Consider the following 12,368-nt stretch of genomic DNA (forward strand, 5'->3'; position numbering starts at 1 on the left):
TTGGGAGCGTAGCTCAGGTGGGAGAGCATCTGCCTTACAAGCAGAGGGTCAGCGGTTCGATCCCGTTAACTCCCATATTTAAGCGGGTGTAGTTTAGTGGTAAAACTACAGCCTTCCAAGCTGTTGTCGCGAGTTCGATTCTCGTCACCCGCTTTGAACAGAGATGTTCATACCAAGTTTTTGGACTTGGGCGCGTAGCTCAGGTGGTTAGAGCGCACGCCTGATAAGCGTGAGGTCGGTGGTTCGAGTCCACTCGTGCCCATTTAGAAGTTATATGGTCCGTTGGTCAAGGGGTTAAGACACCGCCTTTTCACGGCGGTAACACGGGTTCGAATCCCGTACGGACTATATTTTATTGGAGGATTACCCAAGTCCGGCTGAAGGGAACGGTCTTGAAAACCGTCAGGCGTGTAAAAGCGTGCGTGGGTTCGAATCCCACATCCTCCTTAGTAGGAATAACGCGGGATGGAGCAGCTAGGTAGCTCGTCGGGCTCATAACCCGAAGGTCGTAGGTTCAAATCCTGCTCCCGCAATAAGTAGGCTCGGTAGCTCAGTTGGTAGAGCAATGGATTGAAGCTCCATGTGTCGGCGGTTCGATTCCGTCTCGCGCCATATAATTTTAATATTAGGAAGGGTAGCGAAGAGGCTAAACGCGGCGGACTGTAAATCCGCTCCTTCGGGTTCGGGGGTTCGAATCCCTCCCCTTCCATCTTGTACGGGCATAGTTTAAAGGTAGAACTAAGGTCTCCAAAACCTTCAGTGTGGGTTCAATTCCTACTGCCCGTGTTATAGATTATGGCGGGTGTGGTGAAGTGGTTAACACACCAGATTGTGGCTCTGGCATGCGTGGGTTCGATCCCCATCACTCGCCTATTTTATATTATTGGGGTATAGCCAAGCGGTAAGGCAAGGGACTTTGACTCCCTCATGCGTTGGTTCGAATCCAGCTACCCCAGTTTACTTTGCCGGCGTGGCGGAATTGGCAGACGCGCTGGACTCAAAATCCAGTGTCCGCAAGGACGTGCCGGTTCGACCCCGGCCGCCGGTATAGTATTAAAGACAAGGTTTATTAGCCTTGTCTTTTTTTGTGTTTATATCTACTGACATCTCGAAGTTTCCAAAAATTTCCATTCTAAAAAATATCGTCTAATTTATTTGCTAAATTTTTCTGTTTACTAGGGTATAAATGAGAATATGTATCTATTGTAGTCGTTATGGAGGCGTGTCCTAGAGGTTCTTTTACTACTAGGTAATCTTCGCCTTGATTGATTAGTAAGGAGGCATGTGAATGCCTTAAATCATGTATATTTTATATTCTAGCTTGCCGAATTGGTCCATTTATTTCAACTATAAAAAGAAAAATCAAAGCTCTTGGGGGAACTCTGATGGTTAATCCAGACGGGCACGAATGGCTGCGAGCTAAATGGAGTTTACCTGTTCGTAAATATTGGAAATACTCTGAGCGACTGATGGTCAAGCAAGCAGATTTGTTGATTTGTGATAGTAAAAATATTGAAAATTATATTCAAAAAGACTATGCTTCTTATCAACCGAGCACAACTTATATCGCTTACGGAACTGATATAACTCGATCACAGCTAACATCCTCAGATGAAAAAGTGCGTTCTTGGTATGATGAAAAAGGTGTCCGTGAGAACGAATACTATCTTGTAGTTGGACGCTTCGTTCCAGAAAATAATTATGAAGCCATGCTTCGCGGTTTTATGAAGTCTAGCTCTAAGAAAGATTTTGTCTTGATTACCAATGTTGAACAGAATAAGTTTTATGAAAAATTGCGTCAAGAGACTGGTTTTGATAAAGATCCACGTATTAAGTTTGTCGGAACTGTTTATGATCAGGAATTACTCAAGTATATCCGTGAACATGCTTTTGCTTACCTCCACGGTCATGAGGTTGGTGGAACCAATCCGTCTTTGTTAGAAGCACTGTCTTCAACAAAGCTCAATCTTCTGCTGGATGTTGGCTTTAACCGTGAAGTGGGTGAAGCTGGAGCGGTTTATTGGAGAAAAGATGGGCTTACGCGTGTGATTGAAGAAGTGGAGCTATTTAATGAAAGTGTTATTTCTGAATTAGACGAGAAATCTAGCCAACGAATTGCGGATGCTTTTACATGGGAAAAGATTGTTAAAGGCTATGAGGGAATATTCACAAAGGAGAAGAAATGACAACAGTGCTTGTAATGATGTCAACTTATAATGGCGAGAAGTTTTTACAAGAGCAAGTTGATAGCATTTTAAACCAAGAGGACTGTGAAGTTCGATTATTGATAAGAGATGATGGTTCAAAAGATAGAACTATCAAAATATTGGAAGATTATAGCAATAAAGATTCTCGAGTTTCTTGGTATACAGGAGAAAATTTAAGGTCTGCAAAATCATTCATGCATTTATTGATTCACTGTGAAAAATTTTACGATTATTATGCCTTCGCAGATCAGGACGATGTGTGGGATGTAGACAAACTCAGTGTAGCTATTGAAAGTCTCGAGCAACAGGGTGGTCCAGCTATATATTGTAGTAACTCTATGTTGGTCAACGAGGAATTAGAAGGTAGTGGAGAGTATTTGTATAAGCATGTTCCTCAATTCACTCTTAGTAGAGTGCTAATCGCTGGGCAGATTCAAGGGGCTACTATGGTTTTGAATAGGACCTTTGCTAATTATTTTGAACATGAAGAAATTCCAAATTATATTCCAATGCACGATTATTATGTTTCGGCAGTATGTTTAGCAGTTGGCGGAAAAGTCTTTTATGATTCTGACAGTCATATGAAGTATAGACAACATGGAAATAATGTTTTTGGAATTGATACTTCTTTTTTAGGGAAAGTTAAGAGAAATTTAAATACAGTTTTCCAAACAAATGACTTCTTTGATTTGCAGAGATTTAGTCAAGAACTTATAAATTTGAACCGAGCTTCCCTAGATGATGATTCAAAAATTTTACTGAATTTGGCGAAGGATTATAAAAAAAGTTTCATAAACCGACTTAAATTGGCTTTTTACAAAGGATTAAGTTTTGGACGACTAAATCAAGCTATTAGTTTTAGGTTAGCTATTCTCTTGGGAAGATTATAAATATAGATAATGGAGATGGATAGATGTCACTAGTGCAGATAGGAATTGCTTTCTGTTTTATTGTTGCTCTAGTAGCGATGAGGAAAGAGAGAACAGTCATTAACCCTCTTTCTGTTTTTTGTTTTGTTTGGATGGCAGTTTTGTTTTTCTCGACAAATACAACGAGATTAGATTATCCTCAGAATGAAACTATAGGATGGATTATAATAGGTGTTGGTGCATATACTTTAGGTTATATCTTTCAAAGAATCTTGAAAATTCGTTTTACTTTTGGGAGTTGGACTACATTAAGAGATCAAGTAGCCATTCCTAGATACAAACTATTATTGTTTTGTGCCAGTGTGTGCATGTTGTTTTTTTTAAGAGATTTGATACTAGTTTTTTTGAATGGTGGGAGTTTTAATTTACGGTATATTCAACAGTTTCTGCGTTCAAGTGACTACACTATCGTGAGTAATCCCATTGAAAATGCAATAAATTTATTATTTATCCAGCCGATTGCCTTTGCATTACCAGCTATTTGTGCAGTAGATATCTTTTATGGAGAAAAAAATAAGCGCTTAATAACGATAACGGTTCTGATGCTTCTTTTTAAAATGATGTCTACAGCAAATAGAAGTGGCTTCTTATTGTTATTCATATATATATATTGATAGTAGGATTGATATTTATTAGAAATAGTCGTTCTTTGAGTTTTAAAAATAATAGATTATTGAAAAGGTATAAATATTTGTTGCTTGCTATCGTAATCATAGCTAGTTTAGTACTTGTTATCACAACAATATCACGCGGAGTTGATTTGTCAACCAATATCTATTTAAATTTAGCCATTCCACCTAGGATGTTTGAAATTTGGAGTAAAACAGTTCAAGAAGTAGAGCTACATGGCTATGGTGAGGCTTCATTGATGGGCTTTCTTCTCCCCATTAAGTATATCTTTAACAATATTTTGAAAATATGGGATGCGACCAATATAAACGCTGTCTATGATATGATTCAACTGACGGATGTTCAATGGGTTTGGCCAGGTCCGAAAATTACGGCAAATGCTTATGTTTCTATGTTTTGGAATTTATATACGGATTTCCGTTATGGCGGTATCTTAGTCGGTAGTTTCTTATACGGAACAATCTCTGCACAAAGTTTCTGGAATGCTATAAGAACTAATAATCCAAGAATGCTTAGCGTATTTTGTCTCATATTGTACTCAGTATTATATTCTTTTGTTCGTTTCCAATTTTCAGATAGTAGATTTGTATTGGCTATTATATTTATAAGTTTTTTTGCTTATAAAAAAGACTATAAATTATAAGTTGTTTAGGAGAGAAATGAAAGTATTATTTATTGAAAATGCAGGGCACAAGACAGCAGGTGCTTTTAGGAGTTTGGTATCCCTTGCTATTATGTTGAAAAAGCATGGTGTTGAGGCACACGTAGCTTTACCCAAAACGGCAGACGGAGTCTCTTTGTTAGAGGAAAATCATATTCCGTTTATTCAATTGCAAAGCTGTGCATACTCTAGAATGATGTTAGCAGAACCAAGTCTTATTGAGCAAATAAAGATGCCTGTAAAGGATCTTGTATTGAAATTTTCTGCTAGAAAAATCGCAAAATACTTGAAAGACAATCAAATAGATATAGTTCATGATAATACTTCGGTTAGTTATATAGGTATGTACGCTGCTAAGTATGCCAAAGTGAAGCATGTTTGGCATATCAGAGAGTTCATGGAGGAAGACTTCAATCGAAGATTTTGGAGGAGAACAGCATATTTGCAATTGATGAATAAGTCAGATGCGATTGTTGCAGTTTCGCAGGCTGTTTATGACAAATATAAAGGTGAGATAGATAATAATAAGTTTAGCTTGATTTATAATGGTATAGATATTGAAAAGTTTCTCAATACAGATAGAGAGATTTTTAAATCAAATCCCATTAGTGTTCTATGTGTTGGACGCATTAGTCCAGGTAAAGGTCAAGAATTACTTATTAGAGCGGCTGGTCGTTTAAAAACAGAGTATGATAAATCTATTACATTAAATTTAGCAGGCTCCTATCAAGAAACTCAATATAATCAGATATTGGATCTTGCTAGTTCTTACGGCATCGAAAAGTATGTGAATATTTTAGGTCAATGTGATGATATGAGTGAAGTCTATAGCAGGAATGATGTGTTTTGTATGGCTTCGAAATGCGAGGCATTCGGCAGAGTCACCATAGAAGCAATGTTAGCAGGTTGTGTAGCACTTGGAAGTAATAGTGGTGGAACGGCAGAAATCCTAACAACGGAGACCGGACTGACCTTTTATCCAAATGATGAAGCGGACTTGGCAAAAAAACTGAACTATATTATTGAAAATCAATCCTTAATGAAAGTAAAAGCAAAAAATGGTCAAGAATTTGCAATGAAGAATTTCACTTCTAAAAAAAATGCAGAGGAAATTTATCATTTGTACTGCAAGCTATTAGATAATTGTGAGGAAAAAACTAATTAATGTCGAGTGTTAAGAAAAATTTTGCATACCAAAGTATATATCAAGTTGCAAATATCATCCTACCTTTGGTTACTTCCCCTTATGTAGCACGTGTTTTAGGAGCAAAGGGAGTAGGGGTTTACTCTTATACTTATGCTATTGCCTACTATTTTTCATTAGTTGCACTACTTGGAATTGCTAACCATGGCAATCGAATAATAGCGGGTGTTCGCGATAATAAAAAAAAGCTAACTAAAACATTTTCCGAGTTGTTATTAGTTCATTGTATTATTGCCTTTATGGCTGTTATGGCTTATTATATTTATTTTCTTTTTTTTGTAAAAGAGGATTATATGTCAGCCTTTATCCAAGGGATATGGGTACTGGTATCATTCTTTGATGTCAGTTGGTTCTTTTTTGGATTAGAAAAATTTAAACTGACAGTGACAATTAATTTAATTGTCAAGTTTGTAACTACAATATGTGTTTTTCTTTTTATTCATCAACCACAGGATATTTGGTTTTACTGTCTTATTATGGCAGCTGGTTCCTTATTCAGTCAACTTGCCTTATGGCCATATATTCGGCAATATTTTAATCTTAGACTAGTAACATGGCAAGGTATGAGAACCCATATTATGCCATTACTTACCTTGTTTATTCCAGCGATAGCAGTTAGTTTATATAAGTATATGGATAAGATTATGTTAGGATTGCTGACGACTAAAGCACAAGTTGGTTTTTTTGAAAATGCTGAACGTGCAATCAATATTCCAATTAGTGTAATAGCTTCTTTTGGGACGGTAATGCTTCCTAAAATGTCTAATCTTGTCACTAAAGGAGATACGGAACGCGAGAGGCATTACATAGGCCTTTCTATGGAATTCATAATGTGCCTTACCAGTGCTATGTCTTTTGGAATATTTGCAGTAGCTCACAATTTTGCGGTTGTATTTTGGGGGGATGAGTTCATTGCTTCGGGGAATCTCATTCAAGTTCTATCGATATCCATTATCTTTGTAGCTTTTGCTAATATTATTAGGATGCAATATCTGATTCCTAAAAGATTAGATGTTCCTTATATCATTTCTATTTTTGCAGGAGCGGTTATTAATTTAGTAACAAATGCCCTATTAATTAGCAGATTTGCAGCATTAGGTGCGGCTGTAGGAACTGCTGTTGCTGAATTTACTGTCTGTGCTGTCCAGGCATTCTATGTTAGAAAGCAGTTAGACATTAAACAATATATTTCAAAAACACTCCTATTCTGTGCTTTTGGTTTATTGATGGCCACTATTGTCTCTCTGGTTGGAGAATTTATTCCAAGCAGAACAGTTGGCTTATTGATGCAGATTATTGTTGGAGCGGTTGTTTACTCTATCTGTTCCTTGTTTTATTTTCGGAAAACTCAAAATAAATATATTAGGTCCTTTATTGAAAAAGTGGGGAAAAGATTTTTAAAAAGTTAAGAGGAATTTTGATAGCAATGAGCGATATTTCTAAAAAGAAGGAAAAGTTTAGATTAGATTACATTACATAGATATTTGCAAGGGTTTCGGTATTCTTTTGATGGTTTTAGGACACATTCCTGTCTCTAAAACACCAATGATTTTGATTTATTCTTTTCATATGCCCTTATTTTTTATTTTGTCGGGCTTGTTAGTGAAGTCAGAGAGTAATTTATTAACATTCACCTCTATCAAAAGGAAATTTCAAAAATTGTTAATTCCTTATGCTTTTTTCTTTGTACCAGCTTATATCTTATGGTTTATAGAATTAAAGCCCCAAACATTGAATCATGCTATGAAGCCACTAGTTGCTGTTATGTGGGACAATACGAATAACATGCCTATTGCTGGTGCGTTATGGTTTTTACCCTCGTTATTGTGGTGCAGCTTGCTATTTGCGATTATTCATCAAAAGCATAAGAATCCGTATGTAATCGCCATTCAAGTAATGCCTTTTGTGTTTTTTGGTTTTTTTATGGAAGTTCATTATAAAGGAGTTTTACCTTGGGCTTTTGGGATTTCAAGCATAGGCTTGCTGTTCTATTTTTATGGTTACATATTAAAACATTATTTACAGCTTCTATCTGATAAATACAGTTTGTTTTTGCTTTTGCTTTCCTGTTTAACTGCACCATTAATACTATCTAATGGTTTGGTTAGCATGCGTACGGGAACCTTTCATAATATTTTTCTATTTATTTACGGTTCTGTCTTATTTGGAACAACTGTAATTGTATTTTCCTATAAGTTGAGCAATAGTTTTCTGAATCAAACCTTTGTGATAAAATTAGTAAAACAGATAGGTTAGAGGTCTATTGTTTATCTCTGCTTAAATGAAATATTTATAAATATCTATAAAGCAATTTTTAATAAATTAGGCTTGTCTTTGCAATTGATTTTATTGTTCGCTTTTGCAGGCACAATAATCTCACTATTTATATGTGAGAGAATTTTTATGAAGACCAAATTAAAAATAGTTTTAGGAAAAAAATAAGAATAGCACAAGTGGTTACAGTCCAAAATCTATTTTGCAAGAAGCTGATAATATTTTAGATTACTTGGTAGAAAAGATTGTCGTTATTCAATATGGAAAGGAATTTTTTATGAGTGTTTTTGCAAAATTGATAAAGACAAAAGGTGGAGATATTCTAAAAGATTTAATCAGATCAAGAGTTCTTTTTAGGACGATAGCTCTTTTACCGTTGGTTGGTTTTTCAAAAAAATCTTTAGAAATAGTTCGTCTAAATAATAGTAATGTGGTTCTTTCAAGATTGAGAAGGAAATATAGGTTAACTATTAAAAAATTTAGGGAAGAAAATCAGTATTCACTTGTGTATCATCAACAACATAGAAGTTCTTCCAAAAAGATATGGATTTGTTGGTTTCAAGGTTTAAATGATGCACCCCATGTAGTTCAAGAGTGTATTGCTTCGATACGAAAACATCTGGTTGATAGAGAAGTGGTTGTTTTAACAGATGAAAATTACCACCAGTATGTAACTTTTCCAGACTATATAACAGAAAAAGTAGAACAGGGGTCTATTTTAAAGGCACACCTTTCAGATTTATTAAGATTGGAATTGCTAACCAAATATGGTGGAACTTGGATTGATGGGACAGTATTTTGTTCGAGTTCAGACATTCCTTCCTATATGCTGGATTCTGATTTATTTTTATTTCAAAACTTAAAACCTGGTCTTGATGGGCAAGTCTTGGCAATCTCCAATTGGTTTATTACTGCTAGCTATTCCAATCATCCTCTTTTGAATATGACAAAAGATTTGCTTTATGATTATTGGAGGAATCATAATAGTGCCATTGATTATTTTATTTTTCATCACTTCTTTCAATTAGCAATTGAAGAGTTTCCTGAATACTGGAATCAAGTAGTTCCTTTCAACAACTCAACTCCTCATATTTTACAGTTGCGTATGTTTGAGGAGTACGATGAAAAAATATATCGTGCGATTATTGAGCAAACACCATTTCATAAGTTAACTTATAAATTTGAAGAAGAAAAGTTGGAAATACCGAACACGTATTATAAAAACTTATTTTGACAAAAATGATAATAACTATTTGGAAATTGTTATCAAGGATAGAATCTTATTAAGATATTATAGAAAAGGTATGAAATGAAAGAATTAACTACTCGCGAGATGCAAGAAGTATCATTGGAAATTTTACATATAATTGCTGGCATCTGTGAAAAGCAACATTTTCGTTATGCTTTGATTTATGGGACTTTAATTGGGGCGGTTAGACATAAAGGTTACATCCCTTGGGATGATGATGTTGATATCATGATGCCACGACCAGATTATGATCGCCTATTACATTATTTGAAGGAAAACATAGCTGATTATCCACATTTAAAAGTATTTAATCGTGAAGAGTGCCTAGAATATCCGTATATGATTACTCGAATCAGTGATCAAAGATATCGAATTAAGATGGAAAATGAGAAATCGTTCGGATTGGGAGTTTTTATTGATATATATCCTTATGACGGATTGGGAGATACTAAACAGGAGGCGATTGCCTTTGGCATGAAAGGGGATCGTTTATCCTCGTTTTGCTACCAAGCGACTAGGGAACATTTTGCTATTGAAACGACAACATCAACTGTTAGGAAGGTTATTAAATATCCAGTTTATCTTTTCTCTAAAATGATTGGGAAAAATTACTTTCAAAATCAATTAAATAAGTTAGCGAGAGTTAAAAACTATGACAACAGTAAATTTGTTGGTTGTGTGATTTGGCTGTCATGGGGAGAAAAAGATATCTTTCCGCGTGAGTGGTTTGATGAGACTATTTTGGTTCCTTTTGAGAAATATGAATTTAGAATTCCTAAAGAGTTTGATAAGGTTCTTCGGCATGAATATGGAGATTATATGACTTTACCTCCAGAAAAGGATAGAGTAGGGCATCACTATTTTAAAGCTTATAAAAAATGATGGTTTACTAGGCAAAGAAAGAAGAAATTATGAGATTATTTTATTTTATATATAATTGGAGTAGGAAATTAAAGGGTGGAGTTTTTCTACTTAGAGTTTTGTATGGTTTTGAGTGTCCACGTAAAGCTAAAATAGGGAAAAATGTAAATTTTGAACATCGTGGGTTAGGAACAGTTGTAAGTAGCAATGCTATAATTGAAGACAATGTGACTATACAACATCATGTAACATTAGGGATTAAAGATGCTGATGATAGAATTATCATAGGTGAGAACTGCTTTATAGGGGCTCATGTATTTATTTTAGGAAATGTGAAAATTGGTGCTAATTCTAAGATTGGAGCAGGAACCATGGTTTTACATGATGTTCCAGCGGGCAGTACAGTGGTTAATCCTGTGGAACTAAAAGTACTAAATTCAAAAGCAAGCGTTCGTTAATAGAGTAAATTTAAAATCGGCTGTCTAAAACAGTCTTTAAGTAGATAAGAATAGTAAGTTAAATAGAAGATAATAAGTAACTTACTACTCCAGCAAAGTTTTTGTTCGGTCCTTTCTTGAAAATGAAAAAGGAGTCATTATTAGGTTTCGTAATGATAACGAAGTTCATTGAGCATTGAGGAATTCTTTGAATCAGCTTTCTAAGAATTTAGAGGCTGTTTCACTGTGTGTGAATAAAAAGAGTGATCATGAACTTCCACTTATTCTTTTGCGGGAATTTCCAGTGATTTTTCATAGCACGATATTCAATAGAATTCTTGTCAAAGATTTTCACAATGATAATTCTGTGGTATTCTTAAGTTGTTCTATATGAATCCTTTTAATGATGGTTTAGGCACTTTTCATTATAAGTCATATAGGGCTTTTTTCATACACTCAAAAAGCTCTATAACTCCTCATGGATTTATCCACTACAGTAATTACAGAGCTTTATAAATTTAATCAATCTCTCTTAAAGATATCCCTGGTGTAAACTCTTTCTTTTACATCTTCTAAGGTTTCATCAAAACGATTGGCAATAATCACTTGACTAAGGTCTTTAAATCTTTTAAAATCATTGACTATCTGACTGCCAAAGAAAGTAACACCATCCTCAAGCGTCGGTTCATAAATAATGATCGTAACCCCTTTAGCTTTTAAACGTTTCATAACACCCTGAATAGAGGATTGTCTGAAATTATCTGAGTCGCTTTTCATTGTCAAACGATAGACACCTACCGTAATCGCTCGTTCCTTAGCCGGCTCATAGGATTCATTACCGACATAAGCTCCTGCAAGCTCTAAGATTCGATCTGCGATATAATCTTTTCTTGTACGATTGCTTTGTACAATTGCTGTCATCATATCCTGAGGAACATCAGAATAGTTTGCAAGAAGTTGCTTGGTATCTTTCGGAAGGCAATAACCACCATAGCCAAAAGAAGGATTGTTGTAATGATCACCAATACGAGGGTCTAAACTCACCCCCTTAATAATCGCTTGAGTGTCTAAATTCTTCATCTCGGAATAGGTATCTAATTCATTGAAATAAGATACACGCAAAGCAAGATAAGTATTGGCAAAAAGCTTCACCGCTTCAGCTTCTGTAAAGCCCATATACAATGTCTCAATACCCTTCTTTAAAGCGCCTTCCTGAAGCAAACCCGCAAAAGTTTCAGCAGCACTTACCAAACGCTCATTGCTTTTATCTGTTCCTAAAATAATTCGACTTGGGTACAAGTTATCATAAAGTGCCTTTGACTCACGCAAAAATTCAGGACTAAATAAGATTTTTTCAGTCTGAAATTTTTTCCTTGCTGACTCGGTATAGCCCACAGGAACAGTACTTTTAATCACCATGATGGCCTCAGGGTTGTATTTTAGCACGGTTTTAATGACAGACTCTACAGCAGATGTATCAAAAAAATTCTTTTTTGGATCATAATTCGTCGGAGCTGCAATAACTACAAAATCTGCGTCTTGATAAGCTTCTCTTGCATTTAAAGTAGCCAAAAGATTCAATTCTTTTTCTGCTAGATATTTCTCTATATAATCATCTTGGATAGGCGAACGTCTTTGATTAATCAATTCAACCTTCTCAGGAATGATATCCACCGCCACTACTTGATGATGCTGAGCTAGTAAAACCGCGATAGATAAACCAACATAACCTGTACCTGCTACTGCTATTTTCATATAAGTATCCCTTCCGTTTGCTTAATCAATTATAATTATACATTATTTATAAGATAAATTGTAAAATATAGTTCAACAAAAAATCTCATAGCGTTTCATTGGTGTAAACTGTAAGTAACCACACAAACAGAACCCGAGGAAAAACTATGAGCTACTCCCAT

Annotated in this window: 10 protein-coding genes, 12 tRNA genes and 2 pseudogenes; 22 read left to right on the forward strand and 2 right to left on the reverse strand. The window is 35.3% G+C overall.

Annotation, left to right across the window (positions count from 1 at the left end; all coding sequences use genetic code 11):
- The first annotated feature begins 2 nt into the window (after positions 1-2).
- The 12 genes from FQ204_RS01310 (at position 3) to FQ204_RS01365 (ending at position 1,048) form a co-directional block, all read left to right on the forward strand.
- A tRNA-Val gene (locus FQ204_RS01310) sits at positions 3-75 on the forward strand.
- Positions 76-82: 7 nt separating this feature from the next.
- Positions 83-153: transfer RNA gene (locus FQ204_RS01315), tRNA-Gly, on the forward strand.
- Positions 154-188: 35 nt separating this feature from the next.
- Positions 189-262: transfer RNA gene (locus FQ204_RS01320), tRNA-Ile, on the forward strand.
- Between the two features lie 14 nt (positions 263-276).
- Positions 277-348, forward strand: a tRNA-Glu gene (locus FQ204_RS01325).
- Positions 349-357: 9 nt separating this feature from the next.
- Positions 358-447: transfer RNA gene (locus FQ204_RS01330), tRNA-Ser, on the forward strand.
- 12 nt (positions 448-459) lie between these two features.
- Positions 460-533, forward strand: a tRNA-Met gene (locus FQ204_RS01335).
- A 6-nt stretch (positions 534-539) separates the two neighbouring features.
- Positions 540-612, forward strand: a tRNA-Phe gene (locus tag FQ204_RS01340).
- Between the two features lie 16 nt (positions 613-628).
- A tRNA-Tyr gene (locus tag FQ204_RS01345) sits at positions 629-709 on the forward strand.
- 6 nt (positions 710-715) lie between these two features.
- A tRNA-Trp gene (locus tag FQ204_RS01350) sits at positions 716-786 on the forward strand.
- Positions 787-798: 12 nt separating this feature from the next.
- A tRNA-His gene (locus FQ204_RS01355) sits at positions 799-871 on the forward strand.
- A gap of 13 nt (positions 872-884) precedes the next feature.
- Positions 885-956, forward strand: a tRNA-Gln gene (locus FQ204_RS01360).
- Positions 957-964: 8 nt separating this feature from the next.
- Positions 965-1,048, forward strand: a tRNA-Leu gene (locus FQ204_RS01365).
- Between the two features lie 84 nt (positions 1,049-1,132).
- Here FQ204_RS01365 and FQ204_RS01370 read toward each other — a convergent pair.
- Positions 1,133-1,306 (reverse strand): annotated as a pseudogene (locus FQ204_RS01370) (tyrosine-type recombinase/integrase); the annotation flags it as partial.
- On the opposite strand from FQ204_RS01370, the pseudogene cps2T reads away from it, so the two are divergent.
- From cps2T to FQ204_RS01415, 10 genes and pseudogenes are all read left to right on the forward strand, one after another.
- A pseudogene (gene cps2T, locus FQ204_RS01375) lies at positions 1,305-2,186 on the forward strand (beta 1-4 rhamnosyltransferase Cps2T); the annotation flags it as partial. The pseudogenes FQ204_RS01370 and cps2T sit on opposite strands and share 2 nt — an antisense overlap.
- The gene (locus tag FQ204_RS01380; protein WP_144207712.1) at positions 2,183-3,097 is read left to right on the forward strand and encodes a glycosyltransferase; all 915 of its coding nucleotides are present in this window, start codon (positions 2,183-2,185) and stop codon (positions 3,095-3,097) included. The pseudogene cps2T and the gene FQ204_RS01380, both read left to right, overlap by 4 nt.
- Positions 3,098-3,120: 23 nt before the next feature.
- Positions 3,121-3,750 (forward strand): hypothetical protein, encoded by a 630-nt coding sequence (locus FQ204_RS10645; RefSeq protein WP_260843522.1) that lies wholly within the window; start codon positions 3,121-3,123, stop codon positions 3,748-3,750.
- An 8-nt stretch (positions 3,751-3,758) separates the two neighbouring features.
- Positions 3,759-4,409 carry an oligosaccharide repeat unit polymerase gene (locus FQ204_RS10650; RefSeq protein ID WP_260843523.1) on the forward strand — a complete coding sequence of 217 codons (651 nt, stop codon included), beginning with the start codon at positions 3,759-3,761 and terminating at the stop codon, positions 4,407-4,409.
- 16 nt (positions 4,410-4,425) lie between these two features.
- Entirely contained in the window at positions 4,426-5,592 is a 1,167-nt protein-coding gene (locus tag FQ204_RS01390) for a glycosyltransferase family 4 protein (RefSeq protein WP_144207714.1), read from the forward strand.
- A complete protein-coding gene (locus FQ204_RS01395; RefSeq protein ID WP_144207716.1) occupies positions 5,592-7,040 on the forward strand; it encodes a flippase in 1,449 nt (482 codons plus the stop codon). Before FQ204_RS01390 ends, FQ204_RS01395 begins: the two co-directional genes overlap by 1 nt.
- Positions 7,041-7,140: 100 nt before the next feature.
- The gene (locus tag FQ204_RS01400) at positions 7,141-7,887 is read left to right on the forward strand and encodes an acyltransferase family protein (protein WP_260843524.1); all 747 of its coding nucleotides are present in this window, start codon (positions 7,141-7,143) and stop codon (positions 7,885-7,887) included.
- Between the two features lie 295 nt (positions 7,888-8,182).
- Entirely contained in the window at positions 8,183-9,139 is a 957-nt protein-coding gene (locus FQ204_RS01405) for a capsular polysaccharide synthesis protein (RefSeq protein WP_144207718.1), read from the forward strand.
- 75 nt (positions 9,140-9,214) lie between these two features.
- Positions 9,215-10,036: a phosphorylcholine transferase LicD gene (locus FQ204_RS01410; RefSeq protein WP_144207720.1), complete on the forward strand. Its 822-nt coding sequence runs from the start codon at positions 9,215-9,217 to the stop codon at positions 10,034-10,036.
- A gap of 29 nt (positions 10,037-10,065) precedes the next feature.
- Positions 10,066-10,473 carry a serine O-acetyltransferase gene (locus FQ204_RS01415; RefSeq protein ID WP_144207722.1) on the forward strand — a complete coding sequence of 136 codons (408 nt, stop codon included), beginning with the start codon at positions 10,066-10,068 and terminating at the stop codon, positions 10,471-10,473.
- A 501-nt stretch (positions 10,474-10,974) separates the two neighbouring features.
- Here the strand turns inward: FQ204_RS01415 and FQ204_RS01420 are convergent.
- The gene (locus tag FQ204_RS01420) at positions 10,975-12,207 is read right to left on the reverse strand and encodes a nucleotide sugar dehydrogenase (protein WP_144207724.1); all 1,233 of its coding nucleotides are present in this window, start codon (positions 12,205-12,207) and stop codon (positions 10,975-10,977) included.
- Positions 12,208-12,368: the final 161 nt, after the last annotated feature.

This window comes from Streptococcus constellatus (assembly GCF_902167705.1).
GTDB classification, from domain to species: domain Bacteria; phylum Bacillota; class Bacilli; order Lactobacillales; family Streptococcaceae; genus Streptococcus; species Streptococcus constellatus_A.